15 protein-coding genes are annotated in these 18680 nt (G+C 74.0%); 9 read left to right on the top strand and 6 right to left on the bottom strand.

Annotation, left to right across the window (positions count from 1 at the left end):
* Nucleotides 1-13: 13 nt before the first annotated feature.
* Complete coding sequence (locus AB0G63_RS22370) at nucleotides 14-997, bottom strand: multicopper oxidase domain-containing protein (protein WP_360752913.1); 984 nt, start codon at nucleotides 995-997, stop codon at nucleotides 14-16.
* Between the two features lie 122 nt (nucleotides 998-1119).
* Entirely contained in the window at nucleotides 1120-2157 is a 1038-nt protein-coding gene (gene ligD, locus AB0G63_RS22365; RefSeq protein ID WP_360752911.1) for a non-homologous end-joining DNA ligase, read from the bottom strand.
* Nucleotides 2158-2231: 74 nt separating this feature from the next.
* On the opposite strand from ligD, the gene AB0G63_RS22360 reads away from it, so the two are divergent.
* Complete coding sequence (locus tag AB0G63_RS22360; RefSeq protein ID WP_360752908.1) at nucleotides 2232-3302, top strand: ATP-dependent DNA ligase; 1071 nt, start codon at nucleotides 2232-2234, stop codon at nucleotides 3300-3302.
* Nucleotides 3303-3405: 103 nt separating this feature from the next.
* Here the strand turns inward: AB0G63_RS22360 and AB0G63_RS22355 are convergent, their stop codons facing one another.
* Complete coding sequence (locus tag AB0G63_RS22355) at nucleotides 3406-4596, bottom strand: zinc-dependent alcohol dehydrogenase (protein ID WP_360752905.1); 1191 nt, start codon at nucleotides 4594-4596, stop codon at nucleotides 3406-3408.
* Nucleotides 4597-4939: 343 nt separating this feature from the next.
* On the opposite strand from AB0G63_RS22355, the gene AB0G63_RS22350 reads away from it, so the two are divergent.
* Nucleotides 4940-5851: a DUF3048 domain-containing protein gene (locus AB0G63_RS22350; RefSeq protein ID WP_360752986.1), complete on the top strand. Its 912-nt coding sequence runs from the start codon at nucleotides 4940-4942 to the stop codon at nucleotides 5849-5851.
* A 45-nt stretch (nucleotides 5852-5896) separates the two neighbouring features.
* On the opposite strand, the gene AB0G63_RS22345 is transcribed toward AB0G63_RS22350, so the two are convergent.
* Nucleotides 5897-6361 (bottom strand): MarR family transcriptional regulator, encoded by a 465-nt coding sequence (locus tag AB0G63_RS22345; RefSeq protein WP_360752902.1) that lies wholly within the window; start codon nucleotides 6359-6361, stop codon nucleotides 5897-5899.
* 282 nt (nucleotides 6362-6643) lie between these two features.
* Between AB0G63_RS22345 and pcaH the strand changes: the two genes are divergently transcribed.
* The 4 genes from pcaH to pcaD are packed head-to-tail and all read left to right on the top strand — an operon-like array spanning nucleotide 6644 to nucleotide 10499.
* Complete coding sequence (gene pcaH, locus AB0G63_RS22340; protein ID WP_360752900.1) at nucleotides 6644-7417, top strand: protocatechuate 3,4-dioxygenase subunit beta; 774 nt, start codon at nucleotides 6644-6646, stop codon at nucleotides 7415-7417.
* Nucleotides 7418-7423: 6 nt separating this feature from the next.
* Nucleotides 7424-8029, top strand: a complete 606-nt coding sequence (gene pcaG / locus AB0G63_RS22335) for a protocatechuate 3,4-dioxygenase subunit alpha (RefSeq protein WP_360752898.1) — start codon at nucleotides 7424-7426, stop codon at nucleotides 8027-8029.
* Entirely contained in the window at nucleotides 8026-9354 is a 1329-nt protein-coding gene (pcaB, locus tag AB0G63_RS22330; RefSeq protein WP_360752895.1) for a 3-carboxy-cis,cis-muconate cycloisomerase, read from the top strand. Before pcaG ends, pcaB begins: the two co-directional genes overlap by 4 nt.
* Nucleotides 9351-10499, top strand: coding sequence for a 3-oxoadipate enol-lactonase (gene pcaD / locus AB0G63_RS22325; protein ID WP_360752893.1), 1149 nt, complete (start codon nucleotides 9351-9353; stop codon nucleotides 10497-10499). The genes pcaB and pcaD overlap by 4 nt, the downstream gene beginning before the upstream one ends.
* A 509-nt stretch (nucleotides 10500-11008) precedes the next feature.
* On the opposite strand, the gene AB0G63_RS22320 is transcribed toward pcaD, so the two are convergent.
* On the bottom strand, nucleotides 11009-13693 hold the full coding sequence (locus AB0G63_RS22320; RefSeq protein WP_360752890.1) for an AAA family ATPase: 2685 nt from the start codon (nucleotides 13691-13693) through the stop codon (nucleotides 11009-11011).
* A gap of 510 nt (nucleotides 13694-14203) precedes the next feature.
* Between AB0G63_RS22320 and AB0G63_RS22315 the strand changes: the two genes are divergently transcribed.
* Nucleotides 14204-15352, top strand: coding sequence for a DUF2510 domain-containing protein (locus AB0G63_RS22315; RefSeq protein ID WP_360752887.1), 1149 nt, complete (start codon nucleotides 14204-14206; stop codon nucleotides 15350-15352).
* 139 nt (nucleotides 15353-15491) lie between these two features.
* On the opposite strand, the gene AB0G63_RS22310 is transcribed toward AB0G63_RS22315, so the two are convergent.
* Complete coding sequence (locus AB0G63_RS22310; RefSeq protein WP_360752885.1) at nucleotides 15492-16106, bottom strand: TetR/AcrR family transcriptional regulator; 615 nt, start codon at nucleotides 16104-16106, stop codon at nucleotides 15492-15494.
* A gap of 261 nt (nucleotides 16107-16367) precedes the next feature.
* On the opposite strand from AB0G63_RS22310, the gene AB0G63_RS22305 reads away from it, so the two are divergent.
* Both AB0G63_RS22305 and AB0G63_RS22300 read left to right on the top strand, forming a co-directional pair.
* Nucleotides 16368-17270 (top strand): phosphatase PAP2 family protein, encoded by a 903-nt coding sequence (locus AB0G63_RS22305; RefSeq protein ID WP_360752882.1) that lies wholly within the window; start codon nucleotides 16368-16370, stop codon nucleotides 17268-17270.
* Nucleotides 17267-18202: a hypothetical protein gene (locus AB0G63_RS22300; RefSeq protein ID WP_360752880.1), complete on the top strand. Its 936-nt coding sequence runs from the start codon at nucleotides 17267-17269 to the stop codon at nucleotides 18200-18202. Before AB0G63_RS22305 ends, AB0G63_RS22300 begins: the two co-directional genes overlap by 4 nt.
* Nucleotides 18203-18680: the final 478 nt, after the last annotated feature.

Genomic DNA, 18680 nt, shown 5'->3' with positions numbered 1-18680 from the left:
CGCCCATGATCCGTCAGTGCTCGTGCCCCTCGTGACCGGGGATCGTCCCGTCCGGCCGCCGGACCAGGAAATGGCCCATCATGCCCATGTCGGCGTGCTTCTGCACATGGCAGTGGTACATCCACGCCCCCGGCCCGACCCCCTCCCCCGCGATCACCTGGAAGCCGAAGGAGTCGGCAGGGCCCACGATCCTGTTGTCGATGACCTGCGCCTGGTCGTCCGGGCCGGTCAGCAGGCCCGTGCGGTTGTCGACCCAGCGATGCCCGTGCAGGTGGAACGTGTGGTAGAGATTGCCGTGCGTGATCATCACGAACTCGACCCGGTCGCCCACGGTCGCCTCGAAGTCGGGCCCCGACTTCCTGTTGTTGATGGTCATGTCGTTGAAGACGATCGTGTGCGTCCGGTCCGGGAGGACGTCGCCCTTCCTGCGGACGATCACCGGACCGTACAGGCCCCTGCGGATGCCGGCCGTGCCGTGCTCCGTGCCGATGACGTGGTCGTGGTAGTGCCAGTAGCCGGCGCTTCCCTCCCGCCAGGTGCCGTCCGCGCGGCGGCCGGGGGTGTGTGTGCGCCAGGTGTAGGTACGGGTGCCGCCGGGGTCGACCGCACTGTGGTTCAGGAGCGTTCCGTCGCTGGCGGCGTCGTAGTCCAGGCCGTGGACGTGCATGCTGGCCGGGACGTCAGTGGTGTTCACGAACTCGACGTGCAGCGTGTCGCCCTCGACGAGCTCGATCAGCGGGCCGGGGATCGTGGCCTCTCCCCGCTTCAGGCCGTAGCCCAGCCGCCCGCGGCCGAGCTCCTCGGCGTAGACCGTGAGGTGCCTGACCTGCCCGCCGGCCGGCGCGGTCCGCACGGCCCCGTTGGCCGGTGCGGTCCGCGCGTCCCCGTCGGCGTGCACGTCCCCGTCGGCGTACACCGCCTCCGGAGCCAGGGACAACGATGTCGCGGCGGCCGCGCCGCCGATCAGGACCCGTCGGTTGAAAGCGCGTCTGTCCATGCGGGAACCCCCGGCCCTCTTGCGGAGTGTATGGATGGGAAATGCGGGAAATGTGTGGTGAATCTGTGGGACATTTCCCGGCCATCCGGCGTTTTATCCGCAATCCGGACGAAGTTCGTGCATCAGGGGGTCGAGGAGTCACCGGGAGGGACCACCCCGCGTGCGCGGCTCGGCTGCACCCGCCGGGGCTCGCCCGGCATCTTCGGGTGCTCCGGCGGGTACGGCAGATCGCCGAGCCCGTGGTCGCGTTCGTCGCGGCGGGCGAGTTCGAGCAGGGCGTCCAGGGAGTAGCGGTGGTCGTCCATGTCGGCGTGCACGTCGCCGAGTTCGGCGTAGCGCACGGGCATGGTGGCGAGGTCGAGGTCCCGCGGGTCGGCGTCGCCCACCTCCTCCCAGCGCAGCGGCGCCGAGACGGGGGCGTGCGGGCGGGGCCGTACGGAGTAGGCGGAGGCGACGGTGCGGTCGCGGGCGGTCTGGTTGTAGTCGACGAAGACGCGCCGGCCGCGCTCCTCCTTCCACCAGCGGATCGTCACATGGTCCGGCATCCGGCGCTCCAGCTCGCGGCCGACGGCGATGGCGGCGCGCCGCACCTGCGTGAAGGTCCAGCGCGGCTCGATCGGCACGAAGACGTGCAGCCCGCGGCCGCCGGAGGTCTTGGGCCAGCCGCACAGGCCGCCGAACTCGTCCAGCACGGCGCGCAGTTCGTGGGCGGCGCGGACGGCGTCCGCGTAGTCGGTGCCGGGCTGCGGGTCGAGGTCGATGCGCAGTTCGTCGGGGCGGTCGACGTCGTCGCGGCGCACCGGCCAGGGATGGAAGGTGAGCGTGCCGTACTGCGCGGCCCACAGGACGGCGGCCTCCTCGGTGGGGCACATCTCGTCGGCGCTGCGCCCGCTGGGGAAGGTGATGTGGGCGGTCGGGATCCAGTCCGGCATGTTCTTGGGGGCGCGCTTCTGGAAGAAGGACTCGCCCGTGACGCCCTCCGGGTAGCGCTCCAGGGTGGTGGGCCGGTCGCGCAGGGCGCGCAGGATGCCCGGCCCGACGGCGAGGTAGTACCGGGCGAGGTCCAGCTTGGTGAAGCCGCGCTCGGGAAAGAAGACCTTGTCCGGGCTGGACAGCCGCACGGTGCGCCCGCCCGTCTCGAGTTCCACCGCTTCGCCCATGCGAGCCACGGTAGGCGCACCCGGCAAAGCTCGCATACCGGGCGATCGGGGGCGGGAGCGAGCAGAATCGGAGCATGGATCTCCCGGTGATGCCGCCCGTGAAGCCGATGCTCGCCAAGCCGGTGGCGAAGATCCCGCCGGGCATGCAGTACGAGGCGAAGTGGGACGGGTTCCGGGCGATCGTGTTCCGCGACGCGGACGAGATCGAGCTGGGCAGCCGCACCGGGAAGCCGCTGACCAGGTACTTCCCCGAGTTGGTGGACGCGTTGCGGGAGCGGCTGCCGGAACGCTGCGTGCTGGACGGCGAGATCGTGATCGCCCGGGAGGGCCGGCTCGACTTCGACGCGCTCACCGAGCGCATTCACCCGGCGGCCTCCCGGGTGCGGACGCTCGCCGAGCGGACGCCGGCGTCGTTCGTGGCCTTCGACCTGCTGGCCCTCGCGGACGAGTCGCTGATGGACGTGCCGCTCGCCGACCGGCGGTCCCTGCTGGTCATGGCGCTGTCCGAGGTGACGGCCCCCGTCCATGTGGCGCCGGCGACCACCGACATCGACGTGGCGGCGCAGTGGTTCGACGAATACGAGGGGGCGGGCCTGGACGGTGTCGTCGCCAAGCCGCTCACCCTGCGCTATCTGCAGGACGAACGCGCCATGTTCAAGGTCAAGCACGAGCGCACCGCGGACGTCGTCGTCGCCGGCTACCGCCTCCACAAGTCCGGGCCCGTGGTGGGCTCGCTGCTGCTGGGTCTGTACGACGACCGGGGCGCCCTGCAGCACGTGGGCGTGTCGGCGGCTTTCTCCATGAAGCGGCGGGCCGAGCTGGTCGAGGAGCTGGAGCCGCTGCGCATGGCGGACGTGTCCGGCCATCCCTGGGCGGCCTGGTCCGACGAGGCGGCGCACGAGACGGCCCGGCTGCCGGGCGCGCCGAGCCGCTGGTCGGGCAAGAAGGACCTGTCCTGGGTGCCGCTCAGGCCGGAGCGGGTGGCCGAGGTGGCGTACGACCACATGGAGAACGGCGCGCGGTTCCGGCACACCGCCCGCTTCCGCCGCTGGCGCCCGGACCGGACACCGGAGAGCTGCACCTACGAGCAGCTGGAGGAGCCGGTGCGCTACGACCTGGACCAGATCCTCGGCTCCCCCGGCTGACCACGTGTTCCCGGTTCACCGACGGACCGTGCCACCGGTCCGCCGGCCGCGCGCTCCCGGTCCGCCGACCGTGCCACCGGTCCGCCGGCCGCGCGCTCCCGGTTCAGGGATGCATGAGCACCTTGACGGCGCCGTCGCGCTTCTTCTGGAACATCTCGTAGGCGCGCGGCGCGTCGGACAGCGGCACCCGGTGGGTGGCGAAGTCGTCCACGCCCAGCGGGTCCTCGTCCGTGAGGTACGGGAGGATCTCGTCGACCCAGCGGCGCACGTTGGCCTGCCCCATGCGCATCTGGATCTGCTTGTCGAACAGGGTGAGCATGGGCAGCGGGTCGGCCATGCCGCCGTAGACGCCGGAGAGCGAGATCGTGCCGCCCCGGCGCACCAGCTCGATGGCCGTGTGGAGGGCGGCGAGCCGGTCGACGCTGAAGCGCTCCGCGAACGGTCCGCCCACCTTCCTTGGCAGCATGGCCGAGGCCTGCTGGGTGAGGCGGGCGACAGCGCTGCCATGGGCCTCGGTGCCGACCGCGTCGATCACGGCGTCCGGACCCCGCCCGTCGGTCTGGTCCTGGATCGCCGCGACCAGTTCCTTCTCGCTGTCGAAGCCCCTGAGGTCGTACGTCTCCACGCCCCGCGCGCGGGCCCGGCGCAGCCGCTCGCCGACCAGGTCCACCCCGAACACCCGCCCGGCGCCGCGCGCCCGGGCGATGCGGCAGGCCATGTCCCCGATCGGCCCGAGGCCGAGCACGGCGACGCTGCCGCCCTGCGGGACGTCCGCGTAGGCGACCGCCTGCCAGGCGGTGGGCAGGACGTCGGAGAGGTAGACGAAGCGGTCGTCGGGCGGTCCCTCCGGGACCTTGATCGGGCCGAACTGCGCCTGCGGCACGCGCAGGTACTCGGCCTGGGCGCCCGGCACCGAGCCGTACAGCCGGGTGTAGCCGAACAGGGCGGCGCCCATGCCCTCGCTGGTGACCTGGGTGGTCTCGCACTGGGTCGGCAGTCCGGTCTGGCACATCCAGCAGTTGCCGCACGCGATCTGGAACGGCACGACCACCCGGTCGCCCACCGAGAGGTCCGGCACTCCGGCGCCGACCTCCTCGACGATGCCCATCGGCTCGTGCCCGAGGATGTCGCCGGGCGTCATGAAGGGGGTGAGCACCTCGTAGAGGTGCAGGTCGGAGCCGCACAGTCCGGTGGACGTGATACGGATGACGGCGTCGGTCGGTTCCTCGATCTTCGGATCGGGCACGGTCTCCACCCGTACGTCGCGCTTGCCCTGCCAGGTCACTGCCTTCATGGCGGCCGCTCCCTCCGTCGCCGATGCCTGTCCTGCGTCCTGCGTCCTGCGCCCTGCGCCGGTCCGGTCTCATCCGACTCTGTCCTTTTCTGCCTGCTTGATCCTTTCCTGTCCTGTCCGGTCCGGTCTGCGATGGCGGCCGGGTACCCGGGCGCCCGGGGGCGAACCGTGCGCGGGGCCGATCGGCCCGTCCGGCGCACACGATCAGGACCGATCGGCTATGGCCACTCCTGCCCCCTTGTCGGACAATCGGTGACACAAGGGAGTGGTGGCCAGGGTGAGCACGCAACGCACGGCACGCAGGCGACGCACCGCGACGACGGCGGCCCTGCTGGCCGCCACGATGACGGCCGCGCTGATGGCGGGCTGCTCGGGAGGGCACACGCAGGACGACGGCAGCGGGAACCCGCGGACGCCGGCGCCGAGCCAGGACGCGGCCGGCGGCTCCGTGCTCGCCGTGAAGATCGACAACGCGCCCGCGGCACGGCCGCACACCGGCCTCGACTCCGCCGACGTCGTCTACGCCGAGCAGGTCGAGGGCGGACTGAGCCGCCTGATGGCGGTGTACGCGAGCAGACTGCCGAAGGTCGTGGGGCCGGTGCGCAGCGCCCGCGAGTCCGATCTGGAGCTGCTCGGCCAGTTCGACGACCCGCTGCTCGCGTTCTCCGGAGCCCAGCACAAGCTGCTGCCGCTGATCGACAGGGCGCCGCTGACGCCCGAGACCCCCGACGAGGCGCCGAAGGCCTACTTCCGCGGCACCGACCGGTCCGCCCCGCACAACCTCTACCTGCGCCCCGGCCGCCTGCTGTCCGCCGCGCCGGGCCCGGGCGCGCTGACGACCGGCTTCCGCTACGGCGCCGCCCCCAAGGGCGGCCGGCCGGAGTCCTCGCGGACCGTGCGCTACCCGGCCGCCCGCTTCACCTTCACCTGGTCGGCGAGCCGGCACCGCTGGCTGGTGTCGATGGACGGGACGCCCGCGGTGACGACGGCGGGCGAGCGGGTGGCGCCCGCCACCGTCGTCGTGCAGTACGTGAAGGTGCGCCCGTCCGCCTTCCGCGACTTCCTCGGCAACAACACGCCGTACACCGAGACGGTGGGCTCCGGGAAGGCGCAGGTGCTGCGCGACGGGCGGGTCTACGACGTCGGCTGGACGCGCGAGCGGGCCGACGACGGCACCCGGTTCACGGCCGCGGACGGGTCGCAGGTCGGATTCGCGCGGGGCCAGGTGTGGGTGGTGTTCGCGCCGAGATCCTGATCAGCCCGGGGTCACCGGGGCGGGCCGGCCCTCCGCACCGGGGGCTCAGCCCCGCGCCGCCGGCGACTCCGGCGGATTGCGCAGCCCCTCGGCCGCGTCCGCGACCCGCTGGATGAGCTCGAAGAAGACGCCTTGCTCGGCGGCGGACAGCGGCGCCAGGAAGACCTGGTTCATCCGGGCGGTGCGCACGGTCAGCTTGCGGTGGGTGCGCAGCCCCTCGTCCGTGAGGCGCAGCAGGAAGCGGCGGCCGTCCTGCGGATCGCGCACCTTGTCGAGCAGCCCGCGGCGGCCGAGCCGGCTGATCACCTCGGCGATCGTGGACCGGTCGAGCCCCACGCGCTCCCCCACCGTGCGCTGGTCGAGGCCCGGTTCGGCGACGAGCGCGTTGAGGACCGCGAACTGCGGGGAGGTGATCTCCTCCGAGACCATCGTGTTCCACAGCAGGTAGTGGGCCTGCTGCAGCCGCCGGGCCAGGTGCCCGGGATGGGTGGTGAGGTCCACCGCGGCCATGCGCGCTCCCCTGTCCATGCGTTGACGCACGCTTGTCGATGCGTTGACGCACGCTCGAATTCGTTGGTGCACTGAACGATACCCGGTGCGACGCGGACTGTCTGCCCGGACTTCCCACACCCCTGACCCAGCCATTTCCGGGGTCTTGACGTCGCGGCCGGGACGATGGCAGCGTGAAGGAAACTTCACCAATTAATCAGTGCCCTGACTATTTCGGAACGGGTACGTCTCAGGTGCCCGCCTCGCCGTCGTCGCCCGCACGCCAAGGAAGCCGCTGATCCCATGACACTGACCCAGCACGACATCGACCTCGAGATCGCCGCCGAGCACGACGCGTACGAGAAACGCGTCGCCGGCGGCGCCCCCGTCGAGCACCACCCGCGCCGCGACTACGCCCCGTACCGTTCCTCCGTGCTGCGCCACCCCAAGCAGCCGCCGATCGCCATCGACGTCTCCAAGGACCCGGAGCTGGTGGAGCTGTCCTCCCCCGCCTTCGGTGAGCGCGACCTCACCGGCATCGACAACGACCTCACCCGCCAGCACACCGGTGAGCCGGTCGGCGAGCGCATCACCGTCTCCGGCCGGCTGCTGGACCGCGACGGCCGCCCGGTGCGCGGCCAGCTCATCGAGATCTGGCAGGCCAACTCGGCCGGCCGCTACGCCCACCAGCGCGAGCAGCACGACGCCCCGCTGGACCCGAACTTCAGCGGGGTCGGCCGTACGCTCACCGACGACGACGGCTGCTACCGCTTCACCACCATCCAGCCCGGCCCCTACCCCTGGCGCAACCACGTCAACGCCTGGCGGCCGGCCCACATCCACTTCTCGGTGTTCGGCTCGGCGTTCACGCAGCGGCTGGTGACGCAGATGTACTTCCCGAACGACCCGCTCTTCCCCTACGACCCGATCCTGCAGTCGGTCACCGACGACGCCGCCCGGCAGCGGCTGATCGCGACGTACGACCACAGCCTGTCCGTCCCCGAGTTCTCGCTCGGCTACCACTGGGACATCGTGCTGGACGGCCCGAACGCCACCTGGATCGAAGAAGGACGCTGACCCGACATGACGAAGACCGACACCAGCAGCCCGGAGAACGTGCTGCCCACCCCCTCGCACACGGTCGGCCCCTTCTACGGGTTCGCGCTGCCGTTCCGCGGCGGCGAGGACATCGCGCCCCAGGGGCACCCGGACACCGTCACCGTGCACGGCCATGTGTACGACGGCGAGGGCAGGGGACTGCCGGACGCCCTGGTGGAGCTGTGGGGCCCCGACACCCGGGGCAACCTGCCGACGACCGACGGCTCGATGCGGCGGGACCCGGCCACCGGCGACCATCTGGGCCGCAACGGCGTGGAGTTCACCGGGTTCGGGCGCATCCAGACCGACGCCGACGGCCACTGGTACGCGCGGACCCTGCGGCCCGGGGCACGCGGGCACAACGCCCCGTACGTGAGCGTGTGCGTGTTCGCGCGGGGCCTGCTCGTGCACCTGTTCACGCGGATCTACCTGCCGGGCGACGAGGCGGCGCTGGCGGCCGACCCGCTGCTGTCCCGGCTGGACGCGGACCGCCGCGACACGCTGATCGCGCGGGACGAGGGCAACGGCACCTACCGTTTCGACATCCGCCTTCAGGGCGAGGGCGAGACGGTCTTCCTGGAGTTCCAGTGACATCTGCCGGTTCCGACGGCCTGCTCGCCCCGGGGTGGGCAGGCTCTCCCGCCGCGTCCGCGACGAGCGACGGCGCGTTCCTGCGGGCCCTGCTCGACGCGGAGGCCGCGCTGACCCGCGCGCAGGCCGCCCTCGGGCTCGTCCCGGCCGAGGCGGCGGACGCGGTGACGCGGGCGGCCGACCCGGCCCGTTTCGACGTGGCCGCCCTCGCCGAACGCGCCCGGGCCGGCGGCAACCCGGTCATTCCCCTGGTCGCCGACCTGACGCGGGCGGCCGGCGAGGAGCACGGCCGCTACGTCCACCGGGGCGCCACCAGCCAGGACATCATGGACACGGCGACGATGCTGGTCGCCGTGCGCGCCCTGGACCCGGTCCTCGCCGACCTCGGCCGCACCGAGCGGGCGCTGGCCCGGCTCGCCGCCGCCCACCGCGACACCGCGATGCCGGGACGCACGCTCACCCAGCACGCCGTACCGACCACGTTCGGGCTGAAGGCGGCCGGGTGGCGGTCGCTGGTGCTCGACGCACGCGACCGCGTCGCCGCCGTACGCGGCTCGCTGCCCGCGCAACTCGGCGGCGCGGCGGGGACCCTGGCGGCGTTCACGGCGTACGGGGCCGCCGACCCCACTGAGCTGCCCGCCGCGTACGCCCGTGAACTCGGCCTCCAGGCACCCCTGTTGCCCTGGCATACGCTGCGCACCCCGGTCGCCGACCTGGCCGGGTGCCTGGCCTTCACGGCCGGGGCGCTGGGCAAGGCCGCCGTCGACGTGCTGACCCTCTCGCGCACCGAGATCGCCGAGGTCGCCGAGGGCAGCGGCGGCGGTTCGTCCGCCATGCCGCACAAGGCGAACCCGGTGCGAGCCACGCTGGTGGCGGCCGCGGCCCGGCGCGCGCCGCAGCTCGCGGCCACCCTGTACGGCTCGCTGGTCGCCGAGGACGAGCGGCCCGCCGGGGCGTGGCACGCCGAGTGGGAGCCGCTCAGGGACCTGCTCCGGCTGGTCGGCGGGGCCGCCCGCGACGCCGCCGAACTGGCCGAGGGGCTGCGGGTGCACGCGGACGCGATGCGCGAGCACCTGGAGCTCACCCACGGGCTGATCGTCTCCGAGCGGCTGTCGGCCGAACTGGCCGGCGTCCTGGGCCGCGCCCGCGCCAAGGCCCTGCTCACCGAACTGGCCCGGCGCACCCACACCGAAGGCCGCCCGCTGGCCGAACTCCTCGCCGGAGAACCGGCGTTGGAGGGCACTGACCTGGGCGACGCGACCGACCCCACCCGTTACACCGGCTCCGCCGGAACCCTCACCGACCGTGCGCTGGAGCGACGTTGACCGACACACTCCTCAATCACCGTGCCGAGGGGCCCGCTTCCGCTCCCCCGCTGCTGCTCGGGCCCTCGCTGGGCACCTCCTACGCCCTGTGGGACAAGGTGGCGCCCGAGCTGTCCGTCACCCACCGAGTGATCCGCTGGGACCTGCCGGGACACGGCGGCTCGTCGGCCGATCTCATCGGGCCCGGCGCCACCGTCGCCGACCTCGCGGACCTCGTCCTCGCGCTCGCCGACGCGCTCGGCGTCGACCGGTTCGCCTACGCGGGCGTGTCGCTGGGCGGCGCGGTCGGTCTGCACCTCGCCGTGCACCACCCCGAGCGGGTGTCCTCGCTGGCCGTCATCTGCTCCTCGGCCCACTTCAACGGCGCCAAGCCCTGGCAGGAGCGAGCCGAGCGGATCCGCCGGGAGGGCATGGACTGGCTGGTCGAGAGCGCCGACGCCCGCTGGTTCACACCCGGGTTCACCGTGCCGGAGCTGGTGCGCGACCACCGGAACACCGATCCGGACGCGTACGCCGCCTGCTGCGACGCGCTGGCCGCCTACGACCTGCGCGACCGGCTGGCCGGGATCTCCGCGCCCACGCTGCTGGTGGCCGGCCGGGAGGACCCGGCGACGCCCCCGGCCCATCTGCGGGAGATCGCGGACGCGGTGCCGGGCGCCGCGCTCGTGGAACTGCCGGGCGCCTCCCACCTGGCGCCCGCCGAACGCCCGGAAGCCGTACTCACGGCCCTGCGGACCCATTTCGACGGGGACGCCGAGCGGGGCATGGAGGTACGGCGCCAGGTGCTCGGCGACGCGCACGTGGACCGGGCGCAGGCCCGGCAGACCCCGTTCACCGCACGCTTCCAGGACTTCATCTCCCACTACGCCTGGGGCGAGATCTGGACCGACCCAACGCTCAGCCGCCGCGAGCGCAGCATGATCACCCTCACTGCGCTGGTCGCGCACGGCCACTACGACGAGCTGGCCATGCACGTGCGGGCGGCGCGGCGCAACGGGCTGACGCCCGAGGAGATCGGTGCGGTGCTGCTGCAGACGGCCGTGTACTGCGGGGTCCCGGCGGCGAACTCGGCGTTCGCGACGGCCGAGCGCGTGCTCGCCGAGGAGGACGCCGAGGAGGACGGGGCGCCACGGAAAGAACGCTGACCCCGCCGGCCGGCGCCTCGCCCTGCCGCCACGGCGAGTCCGCGCTCGCCGCCCGCGCTCGCGCCGTGCCACACCGCGCCTGCCGACCCCGGCGGCGCGGAAGTGGCGCACGGTCGGCCGCTGCGACACGGGAGTCGCCCACGGGCGGCTGCTGCGACGGCACCCGGCCGGCGCGGGCGCACCGGGCGCACCGGCCGGCCCGCGACCCAGCGGGCACAAGCAGCCAACCACCGCCACCGACCAGCCACCCCGACCACATCCTGACCCCCGCCCTCACGCGGGCCCACCCCACAACCCGCGACCCAGCGGGCACAAGCGGCCGATCGCCTCGGGCCGCCTGCCGGCCGCGAGCGCAGCAAGCGGTCTGCGGCCCTGGTGCGCGCGGGGCCCGTCGCTGCCGGGCACCCGTGGTCGCCGGGCACCCGTGGTCGCCGGGCACCCGTGGTCGCCGGGGGCCCGTGGTCGCCGGGCGGTCGTGGTCGCCGGGCGGTCGTCGGCCGTCTCGTGGGCTACCGCGGTCCCCGGACGGCGCGCAGCGCCTCTTGCGCCCTGGCCGCCAGGCCGTCCGCGCCGCAGGAACGCGCCAGCGCCAGGCCCCGGTCGAGTTCGGCGGCCGAGCGGGCGGCGATGCCGTGCTCGACCCGGGCGGCGGCGTGCTCGTACTGGCAGGGCGAGGCCTCCAGGTAGGCGACGGCCTGCGCGGCCAGCCGCACCGCGCGCTGGCCGGTCTCCAGCGCGGCGGCGCAGCGCAGCGCCTCTCCTACGGCGGTGTCCGTGCCGAAGCGCTCGGCCCGCCTGCGGGCGTCGGCGACGAGCCGACCGGCCCGTGCCGGGTCCTCGGCGGCCAGGGCGCGGGCGAGGTCGAGGGCCCAGGGGACGGCCACCGGGTTGTGGTGGCCGCGCGCGGCGGCCGCCTTCTCGGCCTCCTCCAGCTCGTTGACGCCGTCCTTGACCCGGCCGACGGCCAGCAGCAGCCGGCCGCGCACCGACCGCGGGTCGGGCATCACGACGGTGGACGGATAGGGCGGCGCGAAACCGTGCCGCTCGGCGACCGCCCAGGCCTCGTCGACATGGCCGCGGGCGAGCAGGACGTCGACCAGGTTGCAGGCCGCGTTCCAGTACAGGGGCAGGCCGCGGCCGACGCGTTCGGCCAGGCGCAGCGACTCGCGCAGGGACGCCTCGGCCTCGCGGAGCCGGCCGCGCCTGCGGTACCCGAGTCCGAGGTGGGCGTGGGCGAGTGCCAGGTGGCCGCCGCTCCAGCCGGCCGACTCGTAGGCGCGCACGGCTTCGTTGCAGAGACTCTCGGCGCGGTCGAGGCGGTCGGTGTAGGCGTAGGAACTGGCGAGCATCAGCAGCGGTTCGACACCCCACTCGGTGTCGGTCCAGCCGAGTCCCGGGGCGAGGCGGCCGTTGACCAGGGAGCGGTCGCACAGGCCGACTACCTCCTCGGCGTTCTCGCCCTGGAGCAGGGCGTCGAAGCCGCGCAGCATCAGCACGGCGCGTTCGGAGTTGTTGCGGCCGGCGCAGCCCCGGGCGAGCGCGGCGAGGCGCTCGGAGCGGCCGGGCGGGCCCTCCTCGCCCGCGTGGACGCCCTCCCACATGTACTGCACGGCCTGCAGCCGGGTCCTGGCGGGGCCCTCCGGGTGCCGGGCGGCCTCGGCCTCGACGGTGCGGACGGCCTCGTCCAGCTGGCCGTTGTGGAGCAGGGCCTGGGAGAGCCGGCAGACGGCGTCGACGCGGGCGTCGCCCTCCAGGCCCGGCAGGGCGAGCGCGGACCGCAGGTGCTCGACGGTCCTGGCGGGCGCGGTCAGCAGGGTGGCGCAACCGAGTTCGTACAGCACGCGCGCGTGGACGTCGGGGGTGGGCGGCTCCCGCAGAGCGCGCTCGAGGCAGCGGCGGGCGGCGTCGGGGGCGCCGACGGCGAGGTGTTCGTGAGCGGCCTCGCGCAACTGCTCGACGAGTTCCTGGTCGTCGTCCGGGTGCACCAGGAGGAGGTGACGGGAGGCCGCGGCGGGCCCCAGCCCGGAGTCGGTGACGACCTGGGCGGCGATGCCGTGCATGGCGGTGCGCAGGGCGTCGGGGATGGACTGGTAGACGGCGCTCGCTATCAGCGGGTGGACGAACTCCAGTTCGCCGTCGTCGGCCTGTGGGTCGGCGGGGTCGGTCTCGGTCAGGATGCGGGCGCCGCGCAGCAGTTCGGCGCAGCGCAGCGCGTCCTCGCGGTTCAGGGTGGCGAGGCGCGCGACCAGGTCGACGGAGATGCCGGTGCCGAGGATCGCGGCCGCCCAGGCGAACCGGGTGGCGTCGATGCCGAGCCCTTCGAGGCGGGCGACGAGGCCGCCGCCGCGTGAGGAGCGGTTCAGGGCGCGCAGTTCGGCCGCCGCGTTCTCGGTCGGCTCCAGCTCGCTGTCCTGCACCTTGGCGAGGAGTTCGACGGTCTCGTACGGGTTGCCGCCGGTGACCGCCCACACCTCGCGGCAGAACGGGTCGTCGGCATGGCTGCCCAGAGTGGCGCGGGTGAGCCCCGCGGTGGCGTCCGGGGTGAGCGCCCTCAGGGTGGTGACGGTGCCGTCCGCCGCGGCGGCGACGGCGTCGAGGTGGCCTGCGCTCGCGCCGCCGGTTCCGCCGGGGCGGCGGGCGACGACGACCAGCACGGACAGGTCGGCGAGGCGTCCGGCGAACGCGGCGAGCCAGCGCAGCGTCTCCTCGTCGGCCCAGTGCGCGTCGTCGATCAGCAGCACGAGCGGCCAGTGGCGCCGGGCGAGCCGGCGCACCGCGGCGACCAGGCCGTCGCACACCCCCTGCGGGTCGGCCTGGTGCTCGCCGGGTTCCGCAATCCCGAGCGCCGGGGCCGCGACGTCGTACCAGTCGCCGAGGTACTCGCGGGCCTCCTCGGGCATCAGCGACACCAGCGCGGGCTGCAGCAACTGCCGTACGACGTTGAAGGGGACGGATCTGAGGGTCTCGCCGCCACGGGCCGCCCACACCGTGCAGCGGCGTTGTTCGGCGATGCGCCGGGCCTCGGCCAGCAGGGCGGTCTTGCCGAAGCCGGCCTCGCCCCTGATCACCAGGAGGCTGCCCGCGGACGACTCGTCGGCGCAGAGGCTGTCGATCGCCCGCGTGACGGCGGCGACCTCCTCTTCGCGCTCCCACAGGGAAGCCGAGGCGGCCTCTGTGGGCCGGCCCTCCGTCATCCCGCTACCTCCCCGAGTCGCCCGGACGACGTACCGAACTCGAGAGTAGCCGTCCGCATGCCGAACCGGAGACCGGTCCGGCCGGATGTTGCCGGCACAGTCCACGACAGGTAGGGGCGGGCGGCGCGGGACACCCAACGCCCTTTGCCCGCCGTTTCCCTGACGGTCACTCACCCATTGCCCCGGACCGTACGACGGCGCACGTACCCGGGGCGGGCAGCGGACACGGACGCCCGACCCGACGGGCCGCGGACGCAGACGCCCAGCCGAACGGGCCACGGACGCAGACGCCCAGCCGAACGGGCCACGGACGCGGACACGCAGCCGGACGGGCCGCGGGCCCGCCTCCACGCCGTCCGTGGCGGCGGGCGTCCGGGTGGCCGGAACACGCCCGTGGGACCGGGCCCGACGCCCTCGTCGACGCCCTCGCCGAGGCCGCGCACGCGCCGGAACCGTCCGGAGGGCGGATCCTCTCATCCCGCTTTCACCGACGCCTCATACGGTGGGGGCATGACGCAGGTGACTCCTCCCGGGTGGTACCCCGATCCCGGGCAGACAAGTGAGGGTCCCGCCACCGAGCGCTGGTGGGACGGCAAGGCATGGACGGACCGGACCCGCCCCGCGGGCACGGCCGCCGTATGGGGTCCCCCGGCGCAGGATCCCGCGGGCGGAGCGCATCCGGCCACTCAGCCGACCCTTCCCGGCCACCCCGGATATCCGGGCTATCCCGGGCAGCCGGCCCAACCGGGCTATCCGAGCCAACCTGGCTACCCGGGCCAAATGGGCTACCCAGGCCAAATGGGCTACCCGGGCTATCCCGCCCAGCCTCCGGCCGCCCCGCGGCGCGGCGCGCGTACGGGCATAGCCGTCGCGGTGGCCGTGGTGGTCCTCGCGAGCATCGGCGTGGGCGTGTACGCGCTGTCCGACGGCGGCGGCTCGGGCGGCACCAGCGCCGGCGCGCCGCAGGGGCCGGGCGGCCAGGGCGGCCCCGGCGGCCAGGAGGGCCAGGGCGGCCCGTTCGGCGGCCCCGGCGGTCCCGGCGGCTCCGGGGATTCGGGAGGTTCCGGCGGGTCCGGCGGTTCGGGCGGGTCCGAGGCGCCCGGGCCCGGACAGTCCGAGGCGCCGAAGATCGAGAGTGGGTCGGTGACCGACGCGATCAGCGGCATCAGCATCCCGATCCCGGACGGCTGGTACGGCCAGGAGATCACCGCGGGCGCACAGGTGACGTCCAACGACTCCTACAAGTGCCCCGGCGACACCTCCGCGACCTGCACCAAGGGCGGTGCCTACTCGGCGCCGGCCGAGGCGCTCGGCACCGCGGGCAGCACGGCCGAGGCGGTCGCGAAGGCCGACATCAAGAAGAACGCCGAGGAGTCCTACGGCGGCAAGAGCTACGGCTCGATCACCTCGCACGACGTGCTGGCCGCCAAGGCGGTCACCGTGGCCGGGCAGAAGGGCTATCTGGTCCGCTGGAAGGCGGTCACCAGCAAGGGCGCCGACGGCTACGTCGAGTCGCTCGCGTTCCCGTCGCCCGCGGACCCCTCCCGGATCGTCGTGGTCCGCTTCGGCGTGGACGTCGGCGAGCAGCAGTCCGTCATCGACGACATCACCAAGGGCATCAAGGTGTCGACCGGCAGCGGCAACGGCCAGAACGTCTGAGCGCTGCGGATCAGCCGGGTGGGGCGCCTCTCCGCTCAAGAGGAACCCCACCCGGCTGGGGGGTGCGCGCCGCCCCCGTCCCCACGGTGCGGCGCGAGCAGGCCACCGTCCTGTCATCCCACGGACGGCGGCCTGGGTCTCAGGTCAGTCCCAGCGCGGGCAGCACGGCGGCCTCCACGAACCGCACCAGGTAGTCCGGGTCGGCGTACTTCCCCTCCAGGACCGGGCGGACGCGCAGGACACCGAAGATCTGCGTCGGCACGAACTCCAGCGCCGGATGGTCGGCGGCGATCTCACCCCGGTCGACTCCGCGCCGCAGGATCTCCCTGAGCGCGGTGATCTCCGGGTCCACGAGCGCCTCGCGCAGCGCCTGCTGCAATTCCCGGTCCTGCGTGACGGCGTGGCCGAGCGCCTGGAGCAGCCGGGTGTCCTTGCCCGTCCAGTCCCCCGCGGCCCGCGCGGCCAGCCGCAGGTCCTCGGCGAGCGAGCCGGAGTCGATGCCGGCGAAGCGCACCTTGCGGGACGAACGCAGCGCCGCCGCCACGAACTGCGGCTTGGTCTTCCACTGCCGGTAGAGCGTGGACTTGCTGCAGCGGGTGCTCGCGGCGATGCCCTCCATGGTCACGGCGTCGTACCCGCACTCGCGGATCTGCTCGAGGACGGCGTCGTAGAACTCCCGCTCACGCTCCGGCGTGATCTTGGAGCGGCGCGAGGCGGCGACCGACTCCGGTCCCTCCGCGGCCTGCGACGTCATCTCTCTTCTCCTCGCTCGTGTCCGGCGGCGGGGAATACCGCGGTCCGGTGTGGCGTATGTCTATCGATACGCCAGTGTACCGGTACAGCCGCGTATCGGTACACTGCCGTATCGGTACACCAACGTATCGGTACATCAACGTATCGGTACACTGACGTATCGATACGCGGGCGTCCCGATGACGCACTGATGAGTTTCGGCCATGAGCCGAGTCTCCTCCCGCAAGCAGCACACACACCACGTCAGCGAAGGGGCCGGGGGATGGATGCGCGCACCGAGCCTGCACAGGCAGCGCCGGCGGCCGTGACACGGCCGCCGCTCGTCCGCGAGATCCTGCTCGTCGCGGGACTCTTCCTCGTCTACAAGGCCGGCCGGCAACTGGTGGCCGGTCACACCGCCGAGGCCTACCGCAACGCGGACCGCGTGTGGGACCTGGAGCGGGCGGTCCACCTGCCCGGCGAGGGCGCCGTCCAGTCCCTGCTGCTGCACGGCCACGGCCTCCCACAGATCGCGAACACCTACTACGCGACCGTCCACTTCCCCGCCACCGCGGCCTTCCTGGTCTGGCTCTACCTGCGGCGCCCCGCGCACTACGTCTGGGCCCGCCGCGTCCTTTCCGCGGTCACCGCGGCGGCCCTGGTGCTGCACCTCGGGTTTCCGCTCGCCCCGCCGCGCATGCTCGCGGCGACCGGCCTGGTAGACACCGGGCACGTGTACGGCCCCTCGGTGTACGGGCCGCCGCGCACCGACCACCTGTCGAACCAGTTCGCGGCGATGCCGTCGCTGCACTTCGGCTGGGCCCTGATGGTGGCGGCCGGCCTGATCCTGGTGACCCGGTCGCGCCTGCGATGGCTGTGGCTGCTGCATCCGCTGCTGACCCTGCTGGTGATCGTCGGCACGGCGAACCACTACTGGCTGGACGCGCTCGCGGCGACGGCGCTGCTCGGCGCCGCCCTCGCGGCGATCCGCCCGCCGCACCGGACGGCGACGACCGCCGACGACGGGCGCGCGAGGCCCGTACCGGCCCAGGCGGCCGCCGCCGAGGACGCCAGGGACGCCAGGGACGCCAAGGACTTCAGCACCTTCAAGGACTTCAAGGACGCCGGCGACTTCAACGACGCCGAACACGCCGAGGACGCCCCCCTGGTCGGAGCGGGCCGATGAGCGCCGCCGTCCTCGCCCTCGTGCTGTCGCTGGTCTCCGCCGTCGCCTACGCCTCCGCCGCGGTGGCCCAGGAACGGCTGGCCTCCCGCCGCTCCGGGACGGGTGCCCTGCGGCTTCTGGGCTCGGGCGCCTGGTGGTGCTCGGTCGCGCTCAACGGGGCCGGCGCGCTGCTGCACGTCGTCGCCCTGCGGTACGGCCCGCTGACCGTGGTGCAGCCGCTCGGTGCGCTCACCCTGGTCGCGGCGGTGCCCCTCGGCGCGCGGATCGCCGGGCGGCGGGTCAGCGCGGCGGAGTGGCGGGGCACCGCCTTCACGCTGACGGGCCTCGGCGCGATCCTCGTCGTGGCGTCCGGGCCCGCGCCCGACGACGTGCTGAGCGTGCCGGAGGCGCTGGCGGTGGCGGGGACGACGGCGGCGCTGATAGGGCTGCTGGCCCGGCCCGGCGCCCGGCCCGGCCTGCGGCACGCGACCGCGTCCGGCTTCGCCTCCGGGGTGGCCTCGGCGCTCACCCAGACCGTGACGGTGGCCGCGACCGGCGGGTCCGGCGCGCTGCCGGGCTGGCAGGCCGTCGGGGTGGCGCTGCTGGTGGCGGCGTTCGCGACGGGCGGGCTGCTGCTGTCGCAGACCGCCTACCGGGGCGGTCTGGGCGCCCCGCTCGCAGTGGTGACGCTGGCCAACCCGGTGGCCGCCGCGGTGATCGGGCTCCTCCTGCTCGGCGAGCGGCTGCAGGCCGGCCCGGCGGGCGTGCTCCTCGCCCTGGCGGGAGCGGGCCTCGCGTCCTGGGGCGTGCTGCTGCTGAGCCGTGCGACGCCCGAGGCCGCGGACGACGACCACCCGGTCGCGGCGGTGCTCGCGCTACAGCCGGAGACCGCCTCGGTGGAACCGGCACTGGTCCCCCGGCAACCGGCACGAGGGCACCTCACACCCCTGTGACGGCGGTGCCGACCTCAGCAGGAAAGCCCGCCCCGCCTCCAGGTCGAGGCGCCTCCGACCGGGCCTTGCCCACGGACCGGGCCGCAGACCTTCAGACCGGGCCGCAGACCTTCAGACCGGGCCGAAAGCCACGGCCGGGCCGAAAGCCTGCGTCCCGTCGGGCTTCACCGTCACCACCACGAGCATGCCGACAGCTCTCCCGCGCCCGCCGGGCCGCGGGCCCCGCCCCACCGCGCTCGTCCGTTGTTCCTGCCGGGGCACGCGGGCATGGTGCCGCCACGCGGCCGTCCGGTGCGGCGGCCCTCGGCCCGGTGCGGCACCGGACCGAGGAGGTCATCACCGCGCTGTCCGGCCGGTCGTACGAATCCGGGCGCGGCGGCTGTACCCGGACTGCCTCTCAGACGCCTGTGCCGGCCTCGGCCGGAAAGCCCCTGGCATCCCGTGCTCGTCGGGCCGCCGGCCCTGTTCCTTCCGCTCC

This window comes from Streptomyces sp. NPDC020996, from assembly GCF_040641355.1.
Classification (GTDB): Bacteria; Actinomycetota; Actinomycetes; order Streptomycetales; family Streptomycetaceae; genus Streptomyces.
Note: the sequence above shows the minus strand (reverse complement) of the source record. Positions and strands in the feature narration are given on the sequence as shown.